Annotated in this window: 26 protein-coding genes; 12 read left to right on the top strand and 14 right to left on the bottom strand. The window is 66.1% G+C overall.

The window, feature by feature from the left end; genetic code table 11:
* Positions 1–128 precede the first annotated feature (128 nt).
* Positions 129–1,628: a sensor histidine kinase gene (locus tag ABD301_RS02015; protein WP_344306545.1), complete on the bottom strand. Its 1,500-nt coding sequence runs from the start codon at positions 1,626–1,628 to the stop codon at positions 129–131.
* Positions 1,625–2,293 (bottom strand): response regulator, encoded by a 669-nt coding sequence (locus ABD301_RS02010; RefSeq protein ID WP_344306721.1) that lies wholly within the window; start codon positions 2,291–2,293, stop codon positions 1,625–1,627. Before ABD301_RS02010 ends, ABD301_RS02015 begins: the two co-directional genes overlap by 4 nt.
* Positions 2,294–2,496: 203 nt before the next feature.
* Between ABD301_RS02010 and ABD301_RS02005 the strand changes: the two genes are divergently transcribed.
* From ABD301_RS02005 to ABD301_RS01985, 5 genes are read left to right on the top strand one after another with little or no spacing between them, the layout of a single operon-like run.
* The gene (locus ABD301_RS02005) at positions 2,497–3,474 is read left to right on the top strand and encodes a D-alanine--D-alanine ligase family protein (protein ID WP_163568088.1); all 978 of its coding nucleotides are present in this window, start codon (positions 2,497–2,499) and stop codon (positions 3,472–3,474) included.
* A gap of 5 nt (positions 3,475–3,479) precedes the next feature.
* The gene (gene vanH / locus ABD301_RS02000) at positions 3,480–4,460 is read left to right on the top strand and encodes a D-lactate dehydrogenase VanH (protein WP_344306719.1); all 981 of its coding nucleotides are present in this window, start codon (positions 3,480–3,482) and stop codon (positions 4,458–4,460) included.
* On the top strand, positions 4,457–5,494 hold the full coding sequence (vanA, locus tag ABD301_RS01995; RefSeq protein ID WP_344306542.1) for a D-alanine--(R)-lactate ligase: 1,038 nt from the start codon (positions 4,457–4,459) through the stop codon (positions 5,492–5,494). The genes vanH and vanA overlap by 4 nt, the downstream gene beginning before the upstream one ends.
* Complete coding sequence (vanX, locus tag ABD301_RS01990; RefSeq protein ID WP_344306540.1) at positions 5,491–6,132, top strand: D-Ala-D-Ala dipeptidase VanX; 642 nt, start codon at positions 5,491–5,493, stop codon at positions 6,130–6,132. Before vanA ends, vanX begins: the two co-directional genes overlap by 4 nt.
* Entirely contained in the window at positions 6,129–6,590 is a 462-nt protein-coding gene (locus ABD301_RS01985; RefSeq protein WP_344306538.1) for a GNAT family N-acetyltransferase, read from the top strand. Before vanX ends, ABD301_RS01985 begins: the two co-directional genes overlap by 4 nt.
* Positions 6,591–6,963: 373 nt before the next feature.
* Here the strand turns inward: ABD301_RS01985 and ABD301_RS01980 are convergent, their stop codons facing one another.
* Positions 6,964–7,641, bottom strand: a complete 678-nt coding sequence (locus ABD301_RS01980; RefSeq protein ID WP_344306536.1) for a TetR/AcrR family transcriptional regulator — start codon at positions 7,639–7,641, stop codon at positions 6,964–6,966.
* A 119-nt stretch (positions 7,642–7,760) separates the two neighbouring features.
* On the opposite strand from ABD301_RS01980, the gene ABD301_RS01975 reads away from it, so the two are divergent.
* From ABD301_RS01975 to ABD301_RS01965, 3 genes are all read left to right on the top strand, one after another.
* A complete protein-coding gene (locus tag ABD301_RS01975; RefSeq protein ID WP_344306534.1) occupies positions 7,761–9,182 on the top strand; it encodes an MFS transporter in 1,422 nt (473 codons plus the stop codon).
* A 188-nt stretch (positions 9,183–9,370) separates the two neighbouring features.
* The gene (locus ABD301_RS01970) at positions 9,371–9,859 is read left to right on the top strand and encodes an RICIN domain-containing protein (RefSeq protein ID WP_163568084.1); all 489 of its coding nucleotides are present in this window, start codon (positions 9,371–9,373) and stop codon (positions 9,857–9,859) included.
* 221 nt (positions 9,860–10,080) lie between these two features.
* Positions 10,081–10,479 carry a hypothetical protein gene (locus tag ABD301_RS01965; protein ID WP_344306530.1) on the top strand — a complete coding sequence of 133 codons (399 nt, stop codon included), beginning with the start codon at positions 10,081–10,083 and terminating at the stop codon, positions 10,477–10,479.
* A 93-nt stretch (positions 10,480–10,572) separates the two neighbouring features.
* Here the strand turns inward: ABD301_RS01965 and ABD301_RS01960 are convergent, their stop codons facing one another.
* The 8 genes from ABD301_RS01960 to ABD301_RS01925 form a co-directional block, all read right to left on the bottom strand.
* Positions 10,573–11,655: a family 2 encapsulin nanocompartment cargo protein terpene cyclase gene (locus ABD301_RS01960; protein WP_344306717.1), complete on the bottom strand. Its 1,083-nt coding sequence runs from the start codon at positions 11,653–11,655 to the stop codon at positions 10,573–10,575.
* A gap of 21 nt (positions 11,656–11,676) precedes the next feature.
* Positions 11,677–12,528, bottom strand: a complete 852-nt coding sequence (locus ABD301_RS01955; protein WP_344306528.1) for a geranyl diphosphate 2-C-methyltransferase — start codon at positions 12,526–12,528, stop codon at positions 11,677–11,679.
* Positions 12,529–12,641: 113 nt separating this feature from the next.
* A complete protein-coding gene (locus ABD301_RS01950) occupies positions 12,642–13,682 on the bottom strand; it encodes an AAA family ATPase (protein ID WP_344306526.1) in 1,041 nt (346 codons plus the stop codon).
* Positions 13,679–14,284 carry a nicotinamide riboside transporter PnuC gene (gene pnuC / locus ABD301_RS01945; RefSeq protein ID WP_163568083.1) on the bottom strand — a complete coding sequence of 202 codons (606 nt, stop codon included), beginning with the start codon at positions 14,282–14,284 and terminating at the stop codon, positions 13,679–13,681. The genes ABD301_RS01950 and pnuC overlap by 4 nt, the downstream gene beginning before the upstream one ends.
* A 69-nt stretch (positions 14,285–14,353) precedes the next feature.
* The gene (locus ABD301_RS01940; protein ID WP_344306523.1) at positions 14,354–15,091 is read right to left on the bottom strand and encodes a S1 family peptidase; all 738 of its coding nucleotides are present in this window, start codon (positions 15,089–15,091) and stop codon (positions 14,354–14,356) included.
* Positions 15,092–15,179: 88 nt separating this feature from the next.
* Entirely contained in the window at positions 15,180–17,351 is a 2,172-nt protein-coding gene (locus ABD301_RS01935) for a xanthine dehydrogenase family protein molybdopterin-binding subunit (protein ID WP_344306521.1), read from the bottom strand.
* Positions 17,348–18,310, bottom strand: coding sequence for an FAD binding domain-containing protein (locus ABD301_RS01930; RefSeq protein WP_344306519.1), 963 nt, complete (start codon positions 18,308–18,310; stop codon positions 17,348–17,350). Before ABD301_RS01930 ends, ABD301_RS01935 begins: the two co-directional genes overlap by 4 nt.
* The gene (locus ABD301_RS01925; protein ID WP_344306517.1) at positions 18,297–18,800 is read right to left on the bottom strand and encodes a (2Fe-2S)-binding protein; all 504 of its coding nucleotides are present in this window, start codon (positions 18,798–18,800) and stop codon (positions 18,297–18,299) included. Before ABD301_RS01925 ends, ABD301_RS01930 begins: the two co-directional genes overlap by 14 nt.
* A 163-nt stretch (positions 18,801–18,963) precedes the next feature.
* Between ABD301_RS01925 and ABD301_RS01920 the strand changes: the two genes are divergently transcribed.
* Positions 18,964–19,527 carry a TetR/AcrR family transcriptional regulator gene (locus ABD301_RS01920; RefSeq protein WP_163568081.1) on the top strand — a complete coding sequence of 188 codons (564 nt, stop codon included), beginning with the start codon at positions 18,964–18,966 and terminating at the stop codon, positions 19,525–19,527.
* A gap of 7 nt (positions 19,528–19,534) precedes the next feature.
* Here ABD301_RS01920 and ABD301_RS01915 read toward each other — a convergent pair whose 3' ends face one another.
* From ABD301_RS01915 to ABD301_RS01905, 3 genes are all read right to left on the bottom strand, one after another.
* Positions 19,535–20,173 (bottom strand): hypothetical protein, encoded by a 639-nt coding sequence (locus tag ABD301_RS01915; RefSeq protein WP_163568080.1) that lies wholly within the window; start codon positions 20,171–20,173, stop codon positions 19,535–19,537.
* A gap of 71 nt (positions 20,174–20,244) precedes the next feature.
* Positions 20,245–21,720 (bottom strand): alpha/beta fold hydrolase, encoded by a 1,476-nt coding sequence (locus ABD301_RS01910; protein ID WP_344306514.1) that lies wholly within the window; start codon positions 21,718–21,720, stop codon positions 20,245–20,247.
* On the bottom strand, positions 21,701–21,883 hold the full coding sequence (locus ABD301_RS01905; protein WP_163568077.1) for a hypothetical protein: 183 nt from the start codon (positions 21,881–21,883) through the stop codon (positions 21,701–21,703). Before ABD301_RS01905 ends, ABD301_RS01910 begins: the two co-directional genes overlap by 20 nt.
* Positions 21,884–21,969: 86 nt before the next feature.
* Between ABD301_RS01905 and ABD301_RS01900 the strand changes: the two genes are divergently transcribed.
* The 3 genes from ABD301_RS01900 (at position 21,970) to ABD301_RS01890 (ending at position 24,194) form a co-directional block, all read left to right on the top strand.
* Positions 21,970–22,461: a MarR family winged helix-turn-helix transcriptional regulator gene (locus ABD301_RS01900; protein ID WP_344306512.1), complete on the top strand. Its 492-nt coding sequence runs from the start codon at positions 21,970–21,972 to the stop codon at positions 22,459–22,461.
* Between the two features lie 166 nt (positions 22,462–22,627).
* A complete protein-coding gene (locus ABD301_RS01895; RefSeq protein ID WP_344306510.1) occupies positions 22,628–22,930 on the top strand; it encodes a hypothetical protein in 303 nt (100 codons plus the stop codon).
* Positions 22,923–24,194: a WXG100-like domain-containing protein gene (locus ABD301_RS01890; RefSeq protein ID WP_344306508.1), complete on the top strand. Its 1,272-nt coding sequence runs from the start codon at positions 22,923–22,925 to the stop codon at positions 24,192–24,194. The genes ABD301_RS01895 and ABD301_RS01890 overlap by 8 nt, the downstream gene beginning before the upstream one ends.
* Positions 24,195–24,203: the final 9 nt, after the last annotated feature.

Here is a 24,203-nt window from a genome sequence, read left to right as displayed (position 1 = left end):
GCTCGCAGATTCTGCAGCACGATGGGGGTCTTGTGGCAAGCCCCCCCATGCGATATATGTTAATAATGGCGGGGAGTGAAACTCCTCGCTATCTTGGTTTCACCGCCGAAACCGCGCCTTTGTCGAGGTCAACTCGTCGGTGGGTTTTCTGGTACGGGACCGGAGTCCGCCGCGGTGCCGCGCGGCACGGTGAGGGTGAAGACCGCGCCCGCGGAGTTCGCGACCTCCAGCCGGCCGCCGTGCAGGGCGGCGTTCTCGTACGCGATCGCCAACCCCAGGCCGCTTCCCTCGGTCTTCTGGCGGGCGCGGTCGCCGCGGGCGAACCGGTCGAACACGAACGGGGCGAGGTCGGCGGGCAGCCCCGGTCCGGAATCGGCGACCGCGACGCGTACCAGGTCGACCGCGCTGCCGTCGATGGTGACGGTGATCGGTCGCGCGCCGTGGCGGTCGGCGTTGGTCACCAGGTTCCGTACGATCGTGTGCAACCGGCGCGGATCGCCGACGATAGTGGCGTCCCCGGTGACGGCCACCTGGATCCCGGCTTCCGGCGCGCTCAGCGCGACGGCGTCGGCCGCGAGGGGTTCCAGGTCGACGGACTCCGGCCGCAGCTCGGCCACCCCGGCGTCGAACCGGGACATCTCCAGCAGGTCCTCGACGAGCGAGCTCAGCCGCTGGACCTGACTGCTGACCAGCTCCGCCGAACGTACCCGGTCGTCAGTGTCCTTGGCGTTCAGGCTGGCCGCCGCCGCGATCATCGAAGCCAGCGGGGTGCGCAGGTCGTGCGCCACATCGGCGATGAAACGCCGCTGGCGCTGGTCGTTCACCTGCAGCTGTTGGATGGATTCGCTCAGTCGTTGGGCCATCGCGTTGAACGAGCTGGCGAGGTCGGCGAGTTCGTCCCGTCCGCGCACCGGCAGGCGGGTGTCCAGCGCGCCGTCGCCGAGCTTTCTGGCCGCCACGGCCGCGGTGCGTACGCGTCGCTGGATGCGCCCCGCGGCCACCACTCCGATGAGGACGCCGAGCAGGGCCGCCCCGGCCGCGATGCCATCGAGCTGCAGCCGCAGGGTGGACAGCTCGCTGTCCAGTTGATGGGTGTCGAACGCCTCGGCGAACAGCAGACCCGGGCCGAGTTGGCCGACGATGATCAGCTTCGGGCCGAGCTTGGTGTTGACGATACGGGTCACCGGCTGCGGACTTCGCCGCGCGAGGCTCACCGCGGATTGCACCATGTCCGCCTCGGGCAAGGAGAGCTGGCTGACCAGCAAGCTGCTGTTACCTGCTGTGACGACGAACTTCTCGTCGCCGGGGGCGGCATCGCGGCTTATGGAGCCGCCGGGGCTGCTGTCGACCTTGGCGGTGAGCACCGCCCAGATGATTCCCGGCCGGGTGAGCTTGTAGTCGCGGAACTTGTTGACGTCGATCTTGGTGGCAACAGTGGCCGCGTTGACTTGCTCGCTCAGCTGCCGGGCGTCGTAAAGGAAGTTCACCGTGGCGGCCCCGATGTACCGGTCCCTGGTGGGCCCGGTCTGCAACTGGTAGGTCACCAGTGCCATCACGGCCGCCGCGAGGGTGGTGACCAGCACGACTGTGAGCGCGATGCTGGCCCGCAGCCCCAGTCGCCACGTCATGGTGTGACCAGGCGATAGCCGAGCCCGCGTACGGTACGCAGCACGGTGGGGTTGCCGGGATCCGGCTCGATTTTCGCGCGCAGGCGGGACACCGCGGCATCGACCAGCCGGGTGTCGCCGGTGTATCCGTAGTCCCACACCCGTTGCAGCAGCGTCTGCCGGCTCAGCACCTGCCCGGTGTGGTCGGCGAACTCCACCAGCAGGCGAAGTTCGGTCGCGGTGAGGACCAGCTCGGTCCCGCCCTTGGTCACCACCAACGCCGTACTGTCGATCTCCAGGTCGCCGATCCTGCGGGTGGTCCGCTGTGCCGGTGTCGTACGCCGCAGGATCGTCTTCACCCGCGCGTCGAGCACCCGCGGTTCGACCGGCTTGACGACATAGTCGTCGGCCCCGCACTCCAGCCCCACCACGACGTCCATCGCGTCACCTCGAGCGGTGAGCAGGATGACCGGGAGCGCGTCGGCCGCCCTGATGCGGCGGCAGACCTCGAATCCGTCTATCCCGGGCAGCATCACGTCGAGCAAGACCACCTCGGCTGGTTCCCGCCGCTCGAACAGTGACTCCAGGGCCTGCTCACCGCTGGGAGTCACCACCACCTCGTGGCCGAATCCACGCAGTGCGCGGGACAGTGTCTCGGCCAGCACGGCGTCGTCCTCGACGAGCAGCAGACGAGAAACGGTGACGACTCCTTACCAGACAGTGGCCAGCACCGGTTCGACGCGACCATAACTACATTAAGCCAGGGTTATCGCAGACGTGCTGACCTGTCGACGAACTGTCACAGTCCTGGTACAAAGCCGCCCTAGCGTGATCGACATGTCACCGCTGACCTCGACGCCCCCAGCGCGCAGTCGATCGCGGTTCGCCAGTGAATGAAACCAGAACGCGGATCGCCGTTGTGTACGGCGGACCAAGCGGTGACCACGACGTGTCATGCGAGTCCGCCGCCAGCATCGTCACCCACCTCGACAGCCGTCGATACGACGTCGTCGCGGTCAAGATCAGCGTTGCTGGCCGCTGGCGGATCAGCGGCCCGGACTTCCCCAGCCGCGGGCGGCTCCCCGAGGCGGATCGACTGCGCAGCATCTGGGGCACCTTGGAGCGGTTGCGGGACGTCGACATCGTGCTCCCGGCCCTGCACGGCTGCCATGGCCAGGACGGCACCATTCAGTCGTTGCTGGAGCTGGCCCGCCTCCCGTACGTCGGAAACGGCACCTTGGCCAGCGCGGCCGGAATGGACCGGGAGTACGCCAGGAAGCTCCTCGCCGCCGCCGGGCTGACCGTGCCGGACGGAGTCGTGTTGCGAGCGGGCCGCAGTGACCTGACCACCGCGGAAAAAGAACGCCTTGGTTTGCCGGTGTTCGTTAAACCCGCGCGCGCCGGGTCCAGTCTTCATGTGTCCACAGTGGACAGTTGGGATGACCTGGCCGCGGCCATCGCGGCGGCCCGGCGGATCGACCCGAAGGTCCTGGTCGAAACGGCGGTCCGAGGACGAAAGATCGGCATCGGCGTACTCGAGACGCCCGACGGGGCCGTGCACGTGAGCCCGCCGCTGGATTCCACCGCTCTCGAAGTTCCGGCCAGCGTGGATCAGCAGACTCTCGTACGGCTGGACCGGGTGGCCCGGCAGGCATTCGCCGCGTTGGACTGCACGGGGCTGCTTCGCGTCACCTGCTTCGTCGACGCGGACGGCGAAGTCGTCGTCAACGAGGTAAACACCTTTCCGCGCTTTACCTCCGCGTCGCCGTACCCGCGAATGTGGCAGGCGGCCGGCCTGGACTACCCGGAACTGCTGGACACCTTGATTCAAACCGCTTTGCGCCGCCGATCGGGGAACCAGAAGTGATCCCGCTGTCAGACCGTCGCCCCCATGCCGTCCCCGTCACGATCTATGGATGCGAGCGGGACGAAGCCATCTTGTTCCGAGAGCTGGCGCCTCGCTTCGGCGTTATGCCCACCATGACCGAAACACCGGCCTCTGAGGGGAACATTCACCTGGCGTCCGGAAAACGATGCGTCAGCGTGGGCCACAAAACTCACATCACGAACGCCACGCTGCTCGCGCTCAGCCGAGCCGGCGTCCGGTATATGTCCACCAGAAGTATCGGATACAACCATATCGATGTGAAGTACGCCCGGAGCGTTGGCATTTCCGTCGAAAACGTCACCTATTCGCCCGACAGTGTGGCCGACTACACGCTGATGCTCATGCTGATGTGTGTACGAAACGCAAAGTCCATGGTCCGGCGTGCGGACGTTCATGACTACCGACTGGATGACGTACGCGGGAAAGAGCTGCGCGACCTGACCGTCGGAGTGGTGGGAACAGGACGCATTGGTGCCGCGGTGATTGACCGGCTGCGGGGCTTTGGCTGTCGGATATTGGCCTATGACACGTTTCCCGCGACTTCCGTCGACTACGTCCCCCTCGACGAATTGCTCGGTCACAGCGACATCATCACGCTACATACGCCGCTTAACGCGGACACGTACCACCTCTTGGACTGTCAGCGTATCGAACAGATGAGCCGTGGCGCGTACCTCGTCAACACCGGGCGCGGTCCGCTGCTGGACACCGAGGCTCTCGTCTCGGCATTGGAATGCGGTCGACTGGGTGGTGCCGCGTTGGATGTTCTCGAAGGAGAGGAAGGAATATTCTACGCGGACCGTAGAGACAGGCCCATCGAAAGCAAGTTGTTGCTGCGGCTTCAGGAACTGCCGAATGTGATCATCAGTCCGCACACCGCGTACTACACGGACCACGCTCTGGGCGACACCGTCGAAAACTCCATTATCAACTGTCTGAGATTTGAAAGCGAAAATACCGCATGAACAAGACGAAGATCGGCATCATTTTCGGGGGCGCCTGTGAAGAGCACCCCATCTCCCTCAAGTCCGCGCGAGAGGTCGCGAGGAGCCTCGATACCGACAAGTATGACCCTTTCTGGATTGGCATCACCGAAAGCGGCGTCTGGAAGCTGTGTGACGGTCCTGACGAGGGCTGGGAAAATAACGGCCGCCGTGCCGTGCTGTCACCAGATCGCAGCACCCGCGGATTGCTGGTCATTGACCAGGCGAAATGCGAAACCATCAGTCTGGACGTCGTGTTTCCGGTGCTGCACGGCAAGCTTGGCGAGGACGGTGCGATCCAGGGCTTGTTCGAGCTCTCCGGCCTCCCCTATGTGGGCTGCGATGTCCAGAGTTCGGCTCTGTGCATGGACAAAGCCCTTGCCTATACAGTCGTCGCAGGCGCGGGCATCGCCACTCCGAAGTTCTGGATTGTCACGGCGGACCAGGACATCGATCCCGACCAGCTCACCTATCCGGTCTTCGTGAAGCCGGCCCGTTCGGGTTCATCCTTCGGCGTCACCAAGGTGTCCGGCGAAGAAGAACTGCTGAGCGCGGTGGAGGCCGCGAGGGAGTACGACTCGAAGGTGCTGATCGAAGAAGCCGTCGTCGGCAGCGAGATCGGCTGCTCCATCCTGGGGAACGACCAGGACCTGATCGTGGGCGAGTCGGACCGGGTCGCCCTGTCTCATGGGTTCTTCAAGATTCACCAGGAAAGCCACCCGGAAACCGGTTCGGAAAACTCGTCTTTCATCTGTCCGGCGGACATCTCGGCGGAGTCGCGCTCGCTCGTACACGAGACGGCGAAGGCCATCTATCGCGCCTTGGGATGCGGTGGGCTGGCGCGAGTGGACGTGTTCCTGAAGGAGGACGGAAAGGTGGTGCTCAACGAGGTCAACACCCTCCCCGGCCTGACCTCCTACAGCCGCTATCCGCGGATGATGGCGGCCGCTGGATACTCCCTTGCCGAGGTGATCGACATGCTGGTGTCGTTGACCTTGACCGGAAAAGCCCAATGAAAGACGATTTCGTCTTCGTGGATGAATACGTACCCGGAATACGTTGGGACACCAAATACGCCACCTGGGACAATTTTACCGGCAAGCCGGTAGACGGATATGTGGTGAACCGAATCGTTGGTACGAGGGCGCTGTGCGCAGCTCTGGAAAGAGCCCGAGAAGCGGCCGCATCCCTGGGGTTTGGCTTGCTTCTCTGGGATGGCTACCGGCCGCAACGCGCCGTCGACTGTTTTGTTCGCTGGTCGCAACAGCCCGAGGATGGCCGGACGAAACTCAGGCACTATCCGAATATTGACAGAGCCGAGATGTTCGAAGAGGGATATGTGGCCGCCAAGTCGGGCCACAGCCGAGGCAGCACCGTCGACCTGACTTTCTACCACCTGGCTACCGGTGGGCTCGCTTTGATGGGCGGTGACCATGATCTGATGGACTCCGTTTCGCACCATGGAGCGAAAGGAATCACGCAGGTCGAAGCGCAGAACCGCCACCACCTTCGCGCTGTCATGGAAGTCAGTGGGTTCAGCTCGTACGAGTGCGAGTGGTGGCACTACACTCTGAAAAACGAACCCTATCCAGACACCTATTTCGATTTTCCTGTCACCGACTTGAGTCGACCGAGGGAGCTGGCGAAGCGTTGACAGGGAAAGGCATCCGGATACGGCTGGCGCACCCCACCGACGCCGCGGCCGTCAACGAACTGCTTCGCCAGCTGGACCATCCCCAGGACGACACCACGACGACAGCGACTCGCATCCAGGCCTGGGATGACGATCCCGCGAGCGCGGTGTACGTGGCCGAGGCGGACGGTGATCTTCTCGGTCTGGTCGCCGTCCACATCTGCCCGTTCTTCGAGCGCGCCGGTTCCTGGGGGCGGATCGTGGCTCTGGTCGTCTCCGATCAAGCCCGCGGCCAGGGTGTGGGCACTGCGCTTGTCGCAGTGGCGGAAACGTTCGCGACAAGTCATGGATGCGTACGCATGGAGGTCACCAGCGCGGACCGTCGCCAAGCCGCACACGAGTTCTACCGGCACCGTGGCTATCCCGACCAAGCGGGGAAGTCATCCCGATTTTTGCGCGATCTCAACGATCCGACCTGACCCGGAAACGGCGGTCATGCTCTCGTCCACGGCAACACTCTGGGATGCACCTCCGGGGCGGGTAGGGTTGCCCTCCCTGTCAGGCCGTGTTGAGACATCCCGGAGCCCGAAAATGTCGCGTACCAAAGGTGGGTGCGGCGCGAAATTGTCGTAGGTGTCTGTTTTTCTTTCCCCCTCCCTTTGAACGGGCGGGGGGTGGGTCGAGAGGTGGACCTTAATTTTTAGTTGAACATCGGTCCTCGAACCCGCCCCCCACCCGTCACTGGGTGGGGGTGATTTTTGGGGGTGGGTACGACAGTTTCGCGCCGCACCCTGTGCGTGCGCGTTCAAACCCTAAGCAATGTGGTGAGAATGGTGCCGCGACAGGGTCTATTCAGGCGGGGTTCGCGCCGGCGAGCAAGCCGTCGACGACAACGTCGACCGCGAACCGAAACCGCTCGTCGCTGTTGCCCGCGGTGAGCTGTGCGGCATGCGTGGAGATGAGCGGGAACCGGTCGGACGGCAGGTCGGCGAACGTCTGGCGGAGCTCGCCGACCCATTCCTGACCAGCGCCGCGCCGGAGGTCGTCTTCCACCGCGGCATGGCTGACCAGGGCGGCGAGGACATCGGTGGCCCAGACCGCGCGTTGCGGCTCGATGTCGCCCGCGAGCAGGATTCCCAGCAGGTTCTCCAGGAGGCGAAGCGAAGCTTCGGTACGAGGGGGGCTGCCCATCGCCGCCGCGGCGATTCCGGGATGCGCGAGCAGCGCGTGGCGCATGCGGCCAAGCAGTGAATGCAGCTGCGTACGCCAACGTGACGAGTTCGGCGTTTCAAGCTCGATGGTGGCGATGACGCGATCCTGCATCGCCTGCAGCAGGGCATCGCGGCCGGAGACGTAGACGTAAAGCGAGCCGGCTCCAGTGTCGAGAGCGGTCGCGACCCGCCGCATCGAGACCGCCGCCAGCCCGTCGGATTTCAGGATGGCCAGCGCCGCGTCAATGACCGCGTCCTCGCTGAGCGGTGCCTTCGCGGGGCGGTCCCGCGTCGAACGCTGGCGGCTGGTGGGGCTCATCGGTGGCGACCTCCCGGCGAGAGAAAGTGTCTTAACGAACAGTGTTTGTTACGAACGCCGTTCGGGGCGTACGGTGTTCGTAACAAACACTGTACCTGGTCCAAGCTCAGGAGGACCTCATGGAGACCGTCCCCATCAGCAGTTCCACCGCCCGGCAGCGCTACCGGCTGCGCTGGGTCGTGGCGGTCGTTGTGCTGGCCGCGAGCACCATCGACGTACTCGACGCCACGATCGTCAACGTCGCGGCGCCAGCCATCCACCGTGATCTCGGCGGCGGCGCGGCCACGATCCAGTGGCTGAGCGCCGGCTACACGCTCGCCTTCGCCGTCCTGTTGATCGCCGGCGCGCGGCTCGGCGACATCCTCGGCCGGCGTCGGCTGTTCCTGGTCGGCTCGGCCGGTTTCACCCTCTTCTCAGCCGCGTGCGCCTTCGCGCCGAGCATCGGCGCGCTCATCGTTTTTCGGGCGCTGCAAGGAGCCTTCGGCGCGCTCATGATCCCGCAGGGCTTCGGCCTGCTGAAGGAGGTCTTCGACGACGACGAGTTCGACAAGGCGACCGGGCCGTTCGGTCCCGTCACCGGAGTGGCCATGCTGATCGCTCCGCTGCTCGCCGGCGCGCTCGTGGACGCCAACCTATGGGGCACCGGGTGGCGACTGGTGTTCCTCATCAATGTGCCGATTGGCGTACTAATGCTGCCGTTGGCCATCCGCTCGTTGCCGCGGGGCGCCAGCCATCCGGGCGTCAAGCTCGACTTCGGCGGCGTTGGCCTGGTGGGGCTGGGGTTGGTCGCGATCATCTATCCGCTGATCCAGGGCCAAGCCGCCGGTTGGCCCGCCTGGTGCTTCGGTCTGCTCGCCGCCGGGGTGGTCCTGCTGCTGGTCTTCCTGCTCTGGGAACGGCGCCGCAAGCACAGCCCGCTGATCGAACCAAGCCTGCTCACCAACCGCACTTTCCTCGGCGGCATCGCCGTGACGCTGGCCCTGTTCGGGGCGTTCAGCGGGCTTCTGCTCTGCATTTCGTTGTACGGGCAACTCGGCGAAGGCTGGTCACCGGTGCACGCGGGTCTGGCGCTCACGCCGATGGTCATCGGCATGGTGCTGGGCATGGTCGCCTCGCTCGCCCTCGTCAAGCGGTTCGGCCGTCACCTGCTGCACGCCGGCATCCTGTTCATCGGCGGCGGCTCGACCGTACTCGCCCTGACGCTGACCGGTGCCCGTACGTCCTCGGGCTGGGACCTTGTCCCCGCGCTCCTGTTCATCGGCGTGGGCGTTGGCGCCTGCGTCGGGCAGCTCTTCCGGTTCATCCTGACCAGCGTGACCATGGCCGAAGTCGGTTCGGCCTCCGGTGTCATGGAAGCCGTCCAACAGTTGTCGTCCTCGCTCGGAGTCGCCGTCCTTGGCACCATCTTCTTTTCCGCTTTCGACCGCCACGTCCCGACACACGCACTGCAGATCACCGCGTGGGCCTGCCTCGTACCGCTCGCAGCCGCCTTCGTGCTGGTATTCCGGCTGCCTATGCAGCCTCGGCAAGAGGCGCATTAATACGCGCTTGAGCACCGCAGAGGGTGACATTATGTGATAGAACCAGTGAAACTGGGCCTTCGTATGGTGGGAAATTGTTGTTCGGCGTGCTGTCGCCCGATTCCGAACAATCGAAGTCTGCTAAACAAAAAAAAGCGTGTCGTCAAGACGCGAGTTGGCTTCGCATTTCCCACTTTTGGAGAGGTCTCATGCGCGGAGTACGAGTCACTAGAACTGCTGCCATCCTGCTGTCAGTTGCCGTCTTCGCGGCGATGTCCGCGGGGTTCGCGTCGCCGGCGACCGCGGCGGCCGCGAAACAGATAAACAGTGGCTATTATGGCTGCCTCGACGCGAATGCCACTCAAGGTGGCAACGGTACGACCGTGCAGCTGTGGGCGTGCAACGGCAGCGTCCAGCAGCGGTGGTACGTCAACGGAAACACCATCGTCAACGCGAAATTCAATCGCTGCCTGGACGCGGACGCGACCCACGGCGGTAACGGGACGCGGGTTCAGCTGTGGGACTGCAACGGCACCGCTCAGCAGACCTGGAACAACAGCGCCAATTTCGGCCTTGTCAACTACCGATTCGGACGGTGCCTCGATGCCAACATCAACTATTACGGCAACGGAACTCCGGTCCAACTGTGGGACTGCAACAGCGCCGTACAGCAGCGGTGGTACGTGCCCACCAGTTGACCTGCGCACGAGAGCGACAGTGCTGGGGTGGCGCGGCAATGCGGGGGCCGGCATTCGCGACCGCATGGGGACATAAGTGAACCTTGGCCACACTTGTGTCGTGTCTGTCGATGTCGTGAATCCGCCCCAAGAATGACGAAGGGATATCGGGGAGCAGCGACCAACCGTCCGGTGGTGAGACCACCTGGCGGTCCGAGATCCCTCTGCAGAAAGGCCAAAAAATGACGACTTCGATAGCCCGCCGGCTAGCCTTGACCGTGGCCGCCGCTGGTGCGCTGACCGTGGGCTTCGCGGCTCCGGCCATCGCTGCTCCAAGCGCACCTGTCACCCATTGTGAAAATACGACAAACCTGCAGGGTGGCGGCACTGTCACCCCGTGTCTGTCCTTCCAGGGCGGGCAGGTTCGTGCCTACGCCGTGTTTTCCTCGGCTCCGGCCAACTGCACTTTCTCTTTGCAACTTTGGCACAACCACTCACAGTTTTCGCCAAGTACGCCCTGCAGTGACGTGGCCAGCCTGGTTTTGACGGCCGCCACCGCCGCGAACGACTCCTACTTGACCGGCGTACTGGTCCAGCCCGGCAACGTGCAGGCCTACACGAGCTATTACGACGCTCCCTGACCCGACCTTTCGTTGTTGGTCATGGGATTTGTCCCATGACCAACAACGCCTACGGGTGTTCTCAAACCCACCCCCGGCAAGCGAGTCCGGCGGTTAGCTTTCGTAGCGGGGGTTGGTGGCGTGCCATTCGAGGCCACCGCCCATCCATGCCTTGACTCCGTTCAGGAAACGGTGCAGTTCGGGTGAGGGCACGGTTCGGAGTTTTCGGTGACCTGCCTCGAAGTCGCGTACGAGATTGTTGTGAAGATCGACGGTGATCTCGGTTGACTCCTGGATGGAGCAGTTCCGGTCGGCCGCGACCTGCAGGACCATGTTGCAGACCGGCTTCTCGTCGGCGGCGTCCTTGGCCACCGAATGGAGGTCGTTCACGAGTACGGACGCGGTGCCTGCCTGCATGAGGGCCTGTCGAACGCGAGGGTCGTAATACAGGCCCGCCGGCAGCTCGTATCCGCCGACGGGGTCCACCAAGGTCATCGAGGTGTAGAAGCTGTCGTGCTGGCGCGCGGCGAGGTATTCCCACGCCGGTGGGTAGGCACCGGTGTGCCGCCACGCCGCGTAGGCGCTCCAGGTGACGAACATCGAGAAGGTCGCGTAGCACACTCGCTGGACTTGTACGGGTGTGCCGTGGCGGGCCAGGTGGCCGACGCTGGAGTGCAGCGCCACCAGAATGGGATCGCCCCGAAGGGCCTCGTCGAGCTGACTGGAGAATTCGCCAGCGGGCGCGACCGGGTCCATCGCCGCCATGACCAGCGCGAGCCGTGGCGGGAGTTTCGTTGGCGTGGCACCGAGTTCGCTGTCGTCGGCGTAGTAGTCGTCGGCGGCCCACCAGGCCGCGTTCAACTGCGCCGCGATCAGGAGCAGATCGGGATCGTCGGCGTCGGCGTGGGTGAGCATCGCGAGCCGCCCGAAGCCGGCCTCGCGGATCTGGTCGAGTCCCTCGCCGGTGAATCCGCACTCCTGCGCCCAGACAACCAGGCGGCGGTCGACCTCCTCGGCGAGTGGCTCGTTGACCCGCTCGACCACTGGGCAGTAGAGCGGTGACGCCGACCCGTCGCCCCAGGGGATTTCCGCGTACCCCCGATCGGGTCCCCCAGCGGACGCGAACCGCGCCGTCATGCGGGCCGCTGACGTACCGAGGCCGGTCGGTCCGGTACGCAACGCGGCAGCGGTGTCCATCACCGTTGACTCCTCCTGTGGTCAGATCCGGTCGGCGGCGATGAGCAGGTAGTGGAAGCTGCCTTCGCGGTACGCGGTGAGAAACGGCTTCTCGATGCCGGTGGCGACCGCGGACTGCTCTCGCAACTCCCAGTACGGGATCGTCGCTGCCGTCAGGTCGACAACGGCGATGGGGACGAACCCGTTGGCGGCCAGGGCCTTGAAGTATTCGCTGCGGGGATGGATGTTGCAGATGTAGTGCTGATCGATCTGGCTCACCGCCCGCGACCGGCCGCCGGTGACATCGTTGTAGCAGCCGGTGATGGTGACATAGCGGCCGCCGGGCGCGAGTTGGCGGGCGTGTTCGGCGAACAGGTCGTACAGGTCGACGTACATGGTGCTCTCGTTGTTCCAGGCACCCCTGAACGATCCTGTCTCGAAACCGGTGTCCAGCATGTTGCGAAGGTGATACTTGACCTGATCCGCAACTCCGCGTTTTTCCGCCTGCCCGTTCGCGAACCCGACCTGCTGCTCCGAGATCGACACCCCGTCCACCTGGCAGCCGAAGCGCTGGTTGGCCATGATGCTGGTGCCGCCTCGGCCGCATCCGGCGTCCAGCAACCGGTCACCGGGACCGATCGCACCGAGATGGTCGAGCAGAACGTCGGCCTGCGCGGTCTCGAGGCGGTGCATCTCCTGGACGATCGCGTCGTCGCGAACCGCGGCGGCAGCGTCGAGCACCGCGGGATCGTACGCACCAATGCCGTAGTGGTGATGGTAGAGACCGTCGACATCGCCGAGCCGCAGGTTGACGGGGTCTTTTTCCTTGTTCCAGTAGTCGGCGATCGACTGCTGGTACGCGGTACGCACCACTCGCTGGTCAATGGTCGTCATTGATGCCGCTCCTTCAATTAGGACGTAACGGCATTCTTATAGAACGCGACCACCGAGAAGCCATGTCACCTTGGATCCAACCTTTGCGGGAAAGGACGCCCCAATCGGCCGCGCTATCCCAGCGGTTTCGCGAAGGTGGATCGCTGCCGCAGGGTCTGCTCGGCGATTTTGATGGCCAGCTGTACGCGCTGCTCCAGACTGCCGGTGAGCAGCGCCCAGGCATGGCCTGCCTCTTGGAGCGCGGTGGTGAACCACGCCGTCATCTCGGCCCTGACCGCGAGGTCGCCTTCGCGTAGGCCGTCGTTCAGCCAGGGCACGCCGACGTGGTCTGTGAGCAGGTAGAAATCCCCGAGTCCCCGTCGCGGTCGCCACGACCCGAGATACCGGCGCTCCCACACCGCCGTCGCGAACGCGTCCGTGTCGCAGACCAGCAGCGGCGAGCCAGCCGCTGCGGCCTCTTCCTCACGTCGGCGTTGTTCCACGGCGATCAGGTCGAAGTCTTTTTGGTCCCAGACCAGCTGATCCAGCTCGCCGCCCTCGGCCCGCCACTTCTCGTACGTGTAGTCGCGGCCGTACTCCCGCACCCAGCCGGTCCGCCGCCACCCCCCGCCCCGGTCGCGGAACGCCTCCGCGACCAGCCGGGACACCGTGGTGGTGCCAGTCGACTCGGCGCCGACGAACACCAGCCGAGCCGCGAGCCCGGCGCGTACCACCGGGTCCAGGAAGTCCCACTGGCCGGCGAGGTCCGCCCGGATTGCGGTCGCGGACACGGGTACGTGCAGGCGGTCCGGATCGACGACAACATGCTCCGCGCCGAACCGATGGGCCAGCTCGTCGCCGTACTTCTCCGAGGAGAACACGGCGTCTACCGGTGCGTTCCCGAGCGCCGCGCGCATCACTGCGACCTGCGCGGCCCAGATCGGTTCGTCCGCCATGTCCACCGGCACGTCACAACGGGTGCCAACGACCTCCACGTCCGGGTGCACCGCGCGCATCCAGGCCACCCGGTCCGCCAGCGGGATCGACTCCACGCTGGCCGCCTCCACCAACACCGTCAGCCGCCGGCAACGGGCCGCGGCTGTCCGTACGAGGTGATGGTGGCCGGTATGCGGCGGGTAGAACTTGCCTACCACCAGGCCGTGTTCGTACGTCATGCGGTGGCCAGGCTTCGCCGCCATTGCCGCAGGCCGAGCACACACAAGCCGAGGAACAGCACGTACACAATCGCCGTTAGTTCCAGTTGTTTGGCCAGGTAGAACGGCACGTAAATGATGTCGGCGGCGATCCAGAAAAACCAGTTCTGGATCTTCTTCGCGTTCAGCAGATACTGCGCGGCCAGCGAGATCGCGGTGGTCAGCGCGTCCCAGAACGGCGCCGCGTCGTGCACCGCCGTCAACAGGACCGTCAGGCTCGCCGTACCGACCAGCACGAACACCAGGCAACCGGCCAGCGTCAGCGGGCTCGCCCGCCCTGCCTCCAGCGCCGACCGCTGCGGGCCGCCTCGTACCCACTGCCACCAGCCGATGAAGCCGAGCACGATGTAGACCACCTGCAGGCCCGCGTCCGCGTAGAACTGCGCAGACACGAACAGGACCAGGAAGAACGCGCTGTTGGCAATGCCCACCGGGAAGTTCGCCACGTGGGCGACGACCGTCAGTACGACGCAGGCCCCGCCAGTCACGAATCCCAGCAGCTCAGCCACCGACACCTGGTCGTCGCCGAGCACGAACAGCACATGGTTGAGCCAGTCGATCATGCCGCCCTCTCCCGTGGTGCCTCACGATGCCACAGCTATGACATCGAGATCGGGAGTGTCACTAATTCGTCATTTGCGCAAGACCGCGTGGATCCACTGCAGTTGGGCGAAAATCTGCCCGGCGTTGGCGGTGCTGTCGCGGTCGGAGCCGTCTAGGACGCCGACCAGCACCTGCGTCCCCGCTGCCGCACCGGTCATGACCGGTCCGCCGGAGTCGCCGCCGGCGGGAATGCCCCAGACCTTCTGCGCGCAGAAGTCGGTGCCACCCGGTCCCACCAGCCCCACACAGCGTGGGTCGTGAGGAGACACCACTCGCAGGACCGATTGCCGCAGTACGTTCGACTGGCACGCGTTCTCGTCGCTGGTGCAAGTGGCGCCCCAGCCGTACTGGCGCACGATCTGTCCAATGTGGACCGACGTGGTGGCGAGCTTGGCCACCGGGACATTCATCGGCTGCACCTTGATCATCGTGATGTCGGCGTGCGGGTTGTCCACCCGGCTGTGCGGGATCGGGTGGACGAGCCTGCCCTTGCGCTGATCCAGGTTGCCGACTCGAAAGGAGAGTCGCGAGTCGGCGAAAGGAGCGTCCGGCTTGTCGAAAAAACAGTGCGACGCGCTGATGACCCACTGCGGCGAGATCGCCGTACCGGTGCACCACGGATGGCCGTCCAGCAATATCCGTACGGCCCACGGCCCGGACGGGCTCACCGCTCCGCCGATGACGGCCGAGGCTGGCGACGCCGTCGCCAGTACGCCGGCCAGCAGGAACGGGATCATCATCAACAAGACACGAATGCGGCGTACCACCCCGGAGCTCCTCTCAACGAAAAAGTCGATCAGAAGACGTCCGATGGCACCTGCCGGTTTGCTCATCAGCGGTGATGTGTCGGTCAGCTCAGTGCACCAGCAGGTCCTCGATCGTGATCGGGATGTGGCGGACGCGGATGCCGGTCGCGTTGTAGATCGCGTTGGCGATCGCCGCCGCGACGCCGACCACGCCAATCTCGCCGATGCCGCGGGCACCGACCGCGTTGTGGAGGGTGTCCGGGTACTGCACGAACTCAACATCGATGGCGGGGATGTCGGCGTTGACCGGGAGCAGGTAACTCGCGAAGTCGGCGTTCGCGAGACGGCCGTCCGATTCGATCTCCAGGCCTTCGTGGAGTGCCGCTGACACGCCCCAGATCAGGCCGCCGGACAGCTGGCTGCTGGCCAGTTTCTCGTTGATGATCCGGCCCGCGTCGAACACTCCCAACAGGCGCGACACGCGGGCCTCGCCGGTCAGGCGGTGCACTCGTACCTCACAGAACTGGGCCCCGAACGAGCTGAACGAGTGCTTGGTCATTTCCTCGCCCGGCGCCGAGGATCCCTTGGCGGACAGGGACTCGCGACCTACTGCTCGCAACAGCTCACCGAACGGCACGGTGTCGTCGGTGCCGTACACCCGGCCGTCGGCGTAGGTCACTTCCTGGCCTTCGTACGGTCCACCCGGCGCCGAGGCGAGCGCCAGCAGGTCGTCGATGACCTCGGTCGCGGCGACCATGATGGCTGTACCAGCGCTCGCCGTGGCGGTCGAGCCGCCGGACATGCCACCGGACGGATATCGGGAGTCGCCGAGTCGCGGGGTGATCCGTTCCGGTGCGATGTCCAGCGATTCGGCGCCGATGGTCGACAGCACGGTCAGCAGGCCGGTGCCCGGGTCGGCGCCACTGGTACGGACCTCGGCTGTCTCGTCCGCGTTGAGCGTGATCTCGACGGTGGCCGGGAACCGCAGCGCCGGGAACATCGCGGTCGCCGTGCCGATGCCGACGAGCCAGTCGCCGTCCACGCGCCCGCGTGGTGACCGATTAGCCCAGCCGAACCGCCGCGCACCGATGTCGAAGCACTCTTCGAGATGTTTGCTCGACCACTGCAGGTCCTTGCCGGGCGGCGCGGTGGAGCTGTTCCGCCTGCGCAGCTGGATGGGGTCCATCTTCAACGCGACGGCCAGCTCGTCCATGGCGCTTTCCAGCGCGAACGAGCCGGGCGCCTCGCCGGGAGCACGCATGAACGTGGTCAGCGGGACGTTCAGCGGGACCATCTTCTGGCTGATGGACAGGTTCTCGGTGGCGTACCACTCGCGCGAGGTGCCATGCGAGGTCGGTTCCACGAACGAGCGATCCATCGCGGTGCTGGACCACGAGTCGTGCCGTACGGCCAGCAACGTGCCGTTTTTGTCCGCGCCGAGGGCGATCTTCTGCAGGGTGGCCGCGCGGCCCGCGGTCGCGGTGAAGACCTGTTCACGGGTGAGCGCGCACTTGACCGGGCGGTTCAGGGCCCGGGCCGCGGCCGCGGCGAGGAACGCTGGCACGGACGTACGCCCCTTGCCCCCGAACGCGCCGCCGACGTACGGATTCACCGCGTGTACGGCTGAAATCGGCAGGTTCAGCGCACCGGCCACCTCCATCGCCTGCAGGTCACTGCCCTGGTTTCCGCTGTAAATGGTCAGGGTGCCGTCGGCCCAGACGGCGACCGCGGAATGCGGCTCCATCGGAGCGTGGTTCTGGGTCGCCGTACGGTAGGTCGCCTCGACGACAACCGGGCTGGCCGCGAGCGCGTCCTCAATGGACTCGACGCCCGGTGCGAGCACCGTGGCCGAAAGTTCGTTGCCCATGAACGCGGGTGCGTCCTCGGCGGTGGCGATCCCGGCCTCGAAAGACGTACGCGCCGGCTTCTGGTCGTACGACACCTGAACGAGCGCGGCGGCGTCGCGGGCCTGCTCGAACGTCTCCGCCACGACGACGCCGATCGGCTGGCCGCGGTACGCGACGTCGGTGTTGCGCAGCGGAACCCAGGTCTCGCCCATCATCGGCGACGACGCGACGGACAGCCCCAGCCCTTCGAACGGCGTGTACACGGCGACGACGCCAGGCGCGCTCTTGGCCGCTGCCACGTCCATGGCGGCAATCTCGCCGCAGGCGATCGTGCTGAGTACGACATAGCCGTAGACCATGCCGGGGAAGTTGTTGTCCGCCGCGTACTTGGCCCGCCCCGTGACCTTCGGCACGGCGTCCAGCCTGCCGGTCATCGGTGGCTCCCTTCGGTCAGCTCCAGCAGCGCGCGGACGATGGTCCGCGTCAGCAGGGTGGTCTTGAATTCGTTGCCGGACAACGGATGCGCGCCCTCGGCCGCCACCGAAGCAGCGTCCGCGAAGGCCTCCTCAGTCAGCTGCGCTCCTTGCAGCGCGGCCTCGACCGCCGTCAACCGCCACGGCACCGTCGCCACCCCACCGACCGCGACCCGGGCGTCCAGGATCCGGCCGTCGCGTACGTCGAGGGCGACCGCGGCCGAGCACAACGCGAACTCGTACGACTGGCGGTCGCGCACCTTCACGTACGTGGAGGTGGCGGCCCAGTCCAGCCGGGGCACGTACACCTCGGTGATCAGTTCGCCGGCACGCAGGTCGTTCTCCACCTCGGGGGTCGAACCCGGAACTCGGTAGAAGTCCCGCAGCGGGAGCGTCCGGGTCCCGTCCGCGCTGGTCAGTACGACCTCGGCGTCCAGTGCGACCAGCGCTACCGCGACATCGCTGGCGTGGGTCGCCACGCAGGCGTCGCTGGTGCCCAGGATCGCGTGCATCCGGTTGGTGCCGCCGATCGCGGGGCATCCACTGCCCGGAACCCGCCGGTTGCACGGCATGGTGACGTCGCGAAAGTACGAACACCGGGTGCGCTGCATCAGGTTGCCGCCGATGCTCGCCATGTTCCGCAGCTGCTGCGAGGCACTGAGCACCAGGGCCTTGGAGATCGCGGGGTAAACGCCGGGATGTGCCGCGACGTCGGCCATCCGTTCCAGCGCGCCAAAACGCATGCCGTCGGACGTACTGATGCCGCGCAGCGGGAGGTCGTTGATGTCCAGCACGCATGGCGGCGTGAGGACGTCCAGCTTCATCAGATCCACCAGCGTGGTGCCGCCAGCGAGGAAGGCGCCGGTGGACTCGAGTGCGTCCTGCACCGTGGCGGCCCTGGTCAGCTCAAACGGTCGCATCGGCCCGCCTCGTGTCTGCTGCCGCCTGCTCTGATGCCTGCTTTATCGCGGCGATGATGTTCGGGTACGCCGAGCAGCGGCAGAGGTTGCCCGACATGAACTCGCGTACATCCGACACATCCTCACGCACCGCGGCGACCGCGGACATGATCTGGCCGGACGTGCAGAAGCCGCACTGCAATGCGTCCTGATCCACGAACGCCCGCTGAACCGGATGCAGCTCGTCCCCGGTGGACAGTCCTTCGACCGTGGTCACCGGCCGCCGTACGGTGGCGGCGAGGGTAAGGCAGGCGAGCACTGGCTTACCGTCGACGTGCACCGTGCAGGCGCCGCACTGGCCGCGGTCGCAGCCTTTCTTCGGACCGGTGACGCCGAGCCGTTCGCGCAGGGCGTCCAGCAGCGTCACGCCCGGATCGACGCTGAGCGGCTCCGACCTGCCATTGATGTCAAGTGAGATGTCCACTGGGATCTCTTTCCCGCGGATCGCCATGCAGCCAGGCTTCCGGCCGCATGGCTTGTGGGTATTCTGGGGTTGGCGCCGATCCGGATAGAAATCCGCTTCGGCTTGCTCGACCGAGGCTAGCGGATTAAAATCCGCTTGGCAAACGAAGGCCGGGCATTCCAGAAGCGCGCTAGCGAGACCAGGAGGAAGGATGCCGACGGGATCGGTCAGCCCGCGCCGGGCGGACACCCGACGCAATCACGAGAGCATCCTGGTTGTCGCGGCCGAGGCGTTGAGACGCACCGGAGACGTGTCGTACAACGGGATCGCGAAACTGGCCGGCGTCGGCGTCGGGACCGTCTATCGGCACTTCCCCACGCCAGAGGACCTGATCCTGGCCGTTTACCAACGCGAGGTGAACCACCTCATCGACATCGTGCCCACCCTGCTGGAACGGCAGTCACCCGACAACGCCTTCCGCGTCTGGGTGATCGACCACCTGGCGCACTACATGATGACCAAACGCGGGCTGATGACCGCCCTGCGGGCTGGCCCGGGCGAGCTACCCACGCACACGTACAAGTCGCTGCTGGATGCGCTGGACACGCTGCGAAAAGCCAACGTCGAGGCCGGCCTGATCCGAGCGGACCTGACCGTCGAGACCCTGATGCGCGGCCTCGGCGGCCTGATGTTCCTCGACCCGGAAGGCAACTGGAAAGCCGACACGAAAGCCCTGGTCGACCTGCTGTGGGCAGGGATGCGGGCGCAGGTTTGACCGCTGCTCAGCGAATGCGGAGCCGTCCCGAGGTGAAAGCGGCCAGCGCCTGGTCGATCTCCGGAACCGGCTGCCGGAGAACTCGGGTCGCGACCCGAAGTCCGGTGGTGCCCAGCACCTTCCGGTGCAGGACGCGCTGGACCTCGGGGTGCGCGATGCCTTGTACGCCGGGGGTCGCCGGACTGACCCCGGGCATCAGGTCGATCACGAGGGACTGCTGACCTCGCCAGGCGTGGCGGCGGAGTCCCGCGACCGTGCTCCACGGCAGGAAGACCGAGTCCGGCGCCGCGTCGATGCTGGCCCGCAGCCCGAGCGGGGAGAACCGCATCGCGACCGGAGCGATCCCGCTGGCCGCCCAGGTGGTGCGGAGCCGCCGGATCCTGGCGCGCTTGCGGCATCCGTCGTACGTCAGGAAGAGTCCTGGCACGACAATCGGGCCAAGCCAGAAGGCCTGTAGCGGTTCGCCGCCAACGGTCGCGATCAAGAAGCCGACCAGGATCCCGATGCCAAGGATCAGCCCGCCGCCGACCAGGCTCACCCCGGCGGAGAAAGTCAACGCCCGCAACGTGGTCGCCCGGGCCTGGGCCACGACGCCCTGATCGACCTGCACAACGAACTCATTCGGCGCCCCCGCCCGCGCGTTCATCAGGCCACTATACGACCGCGCCAAATGTGCGCCGGCGACCCGAAATCCCGAGAATTCCAGGTCTGCCGTGCTTAGGTCCGGCAGACGAGGTTGGCCGCGGGGAGCGTTCCGTTCGCGAGATATCCGTCGATCACGCCGTCGGCGCAGGGTGAGTTGTCGAAGGCGCCATGGCCGTCGATCGTGGCGGTGACCAGTCGGCTGCCGGCCAGGTCGCTGGCCAGGCTCCGGGTCCATGCGTACGGGGAGATGGGGTCGCCGGTGGTGCCGGTGACCAGGATGGACGAGCTCGGCCGGACGCGGGCGGGAAGGGTGTACGGATGGGCTGTCGGCTGGCCGACGCAGCCGGCCATCGCCTCCCAGGCGATCGAGAGGCCGCCGGTGTGGGGTGCGCTTCGTCGGACCAGTTGGGCCAGGAGTCTCAACCGTGGCAGGCCGGCGGGTGCGGGGCTGTCGGCGCAGGTCTGGATGCGGCTGGCGGTGTAGTCGGGGTCGGTGTACGTGAGGGCCGAATAGGTGGCGAAGGTCTGGCCGTTGCCGTTGGCGGCGCTGGCTATGCCGGCGGCCAGGCCCGGCCACGCGAAGGGATAGCCGGCCAGATACTGCCCGGCGGTGATGCGGATTTCGGCGCCGGTGAGTGGTCGGGGAGACGGCGCTTGGTTCGACACACCGCCGGCGTCGGCCTTGGCGACGACCTGGTCGAAGACCTTGCCCACGTCCTGGCCGTGCAGCGCGCAGGTGGTGTCGGTGTCGCACCAGGTCGCGAAATGGGTGAACGCGGTCTCCTCGGCGCTGGCCGCGTCGATCGCCCGTACCGCCGCCGACCGGTTCGGGTCGACCGCCGCGTCCAGGACGATGGCGCCGGTACGGCCGGGATAGGCGGCCGCGTACGCCGCTCCGCGTTCGCCGCCGTCGGCCTGGCCGAGCCAGTTCAGCCGCGACTCGCCAAGCGCTGAACGGATCGCGTCCAGGTCGCGTACCTGATCGTGGACGCCCATGTGCGCGGTCAGGCCCGCGGTGCCCTGGCAGCCGGCGAAGGTGGCGGCATTGTGGGCGAGCAGCCGGTCGTACGTGCCGACCGAGGTCGCGAAGCTGGAGACAGCCGGGTCGTGGCCTGGCACCGCGCAGTGCACGCCGGCGCTGCCGCCAAGTCCGCGCGGGTCGAAGATGACGATGTCCTTCGTGGCGTGCGTACGGGGCAGCCGTGACAGGTAGTTTCCGCCGTGCTGAAGGAAGAACGAGATCTGGGAGCCGCCGTAGCCGGCCAGTTCCTCCGAATCCGACACCACCGTGCCGGTCGAGTCGCCGGTGGCCGGAACTCGCAGCAGCGCCAGCGCGATCGACGGTCCCGACGGCTTCGCCCAGTCCACCGGCACTCGTACGGTGCCGCACCGCGCCTGGTATTTCGCCGCCGCCGGCTGTTCGCACGTCGTCCACGCGATGGCCCCGGCGGGAGCAGCGGCAGTCGTACCGGTGGGGGCCGCCAGCGCGGCGACCAGTGTCAGACCGGCAAAGGTGGCCGGCAGCCGACTACCGAGCACGACGGTCACCGGCCCGTACCAGCCCGGTCCACGACACCAGCTCGCCGAGCGTGGAATCCACCGCCGAGCGTCCAGATCGGATGGTGTCCTTGCCGGCGATCCAGGACAGCACTCCACCGGCCAGTTGGTCGGTGAAGTCGATCAGACCGTGTTCTTGTTTTTCCTTCGACATCGGGAACCCCTCCGTTATGTTTGACTATCAAGCAAGTAGGACACTAGGGCAAGTATGCTTGATTGTCAAACATCTTTGGAGGTCGAATGCCGCCGAGTCGAAAGGCGCTGGTCGCTCAGGTGAGCGCGGCCCTGGCCGATTTGCAGGCCGTCTATGACGACCGCGACCAGGCCTTGGCCGACGCGTTGGGGGTCAACCGCACGGACCTGCGCTGCCTGGACCTGATCGTGCGGGAAGGACCGCAAACCGCCAGCCAGCTCGGCGCTCGGCTGCACCTGACCCGCGGTTCCATGACCACCCTGGTCGACCGCCTGGAACGCGCTGGATACGCCACCCGGCACGATGACCCGCAGCACGGCCGGCGCAAACTGGTCGTACCCACCGCGAAGCTCGTCGACGCGATCACCCCGCTGCTGGCCCCCGCCCGCCAGCACGGCGAAGCCCGCCTGCACAAGTACGGCGACGGCGAGCTGCGGCTCGTACTCGACTTCCTGCGGACCACCCACGCGGCGCAGGACGCCGTCGTCGAGTCCATCCGGGGAACGTCGAACGGGGACGCCAGCCAGCGTCATCCCTGACTCGTCTCGGTGGGCAGCAGAATTCCGACATCACTCGTACGCCGGTCGGATCTGGCATGAACCTGACAAGGCTGTGACACCCCACCCGGCACTGCTGAGACTGAGTGACAAATCGCAGCCGTGGGATGGGAGCACGCAAATGGCAACCGATTCTGGTGACATTTCCATGATCACCGACGATGCCCGATACGCCATGACAGTACTGGGACAGGCAGGTCAGGACCTTACGTCCAACTGGTCGTCCGCTCATGGTGCGATCAGCGGTGCATCTGGACAGACGGGCAGCGACCTCCTCGGTCAGACCTTCCTCCAGACGTACCAGCCCAGAGCCACCATCATCGCCAAGGCGATGCGGAAATCGGTCCAGGTTCCCGGTCTGCTCGCCGACGCGGGCCATCGCGGCATCGACAACTACGAGGCCGCCGACACCATGTCGCGCGGCTTTTTCGGGGAGATCAGTCATGACTAGCGCGCTCGACGGAACGATTCCGGAGCCGACCGGGCCGTTGTGGGGCGCGATCGTCGCACAGGGAGATCCCTGGCCGCAGGGAAACGAAGCCCAGATGACCGCGCTCGCCGACGCATGGCAGCGAGCCAGCCAGGACACCGCGACCGCCACCGCTCAGACCAACAAGGCGTTCGGCGAGACGCAGGCGGCCTGGCAGGACCCGGCCGGCTCGAGCCTCGGCTCGGCAATCGACTCGCACGGACAGCAGCTCCAGCTCCTCGGCCAGGCAATGGCGAACCAGGCGACCAAGGCCAGCAACTATGCCGGCGCGTTGACCAGCACCAAAACGTTCATCAGCAACGCTGTCAGCCAGTACGACGACACGTACGCCCAACTGGGTGACCCGCAGATGGGAGCGGACGGGCCGGCCATGCAACAGCAGTTGGCGCAGGAGCTCTCGACGTTGTTCCAGCAGAAAGTGGCACAAGAGGCCGCGGACCTGAGCGACAAGAGCAATGTCGGGGACGACGACTTCGACCGGCGGCTGAGCAGGTTCGGAGCGGGATTCGCCGCGGGCGCGGCCATCGGTGGTGGTATTGGAACAGTTCTGGAACCCGGTGGCGGCACCGCCGTTCTCGGACTGGCCGGTGGACTGATCGGTGGCTCACTAGCGCTGCTCAGGGAGATATTGCGGCAGGGAGCCGCCAACGCGGGCGGCGACTCCGGCGACAGTGGCGACTCGGGCGACAGTGGCGATTCTGGGGATTCTGGGGACAGCGGAGACTCCGGCGACAGCGGCGATTCTGGTGACAGCGGTGATTCTGGCGACGGTGGAGATTCCGGCGATTCCGGAGACGGTGGCGACTCCGGTGATTCTGGCGACGGTGGAGATTCCGGCGACTCTGGAGACGGCGGTGACTCCGGCGATTCTGGTGACTCCGGTGACAGTGGCGACTCTGGTGACAGCGGCGATTCCGGTGATAGCGGTGATTCCGGTGACTCTGGAGACAGTGGTGACTCCGGTGACAGTGGCGATTCCGGCGATTCTGGTGACAGTGGTGACTCCGGTGACAGCGGCGACTCTGGAGACAGCGGCGATTCCGGCGATTCCGGTGATAGCGGTGACTCCGGCGATTCTGGAGATTCCGGCGGCTCCGGCGACAGCGGCGATTCTGGCGACGGTGGAGACAGTGGCGGCTCCGGCGACAGTGGAGGCGGGGACGGAGGCGGGGACGGCGGCGGGGACGGCGGCGGAGATGACGGTGGTTACCCGGTCGAGGCATAGCTGCGGGAA

Source organism: Fodinicola feengrottensis (assembly GCF_039530045.1).
Classification (GTDB): domain Bacteria; phylum Actinomycetota; class Actinomycetes; order Mycobacteriales; family HKI-0501; genus Fodinicola; species Fodinicola feengrottensis.
The sequence above is the reverse complement of the archived record's forward strand: the minus strand, read 5'-3'. Positions and strand labels throughout refer to the sequence as shown.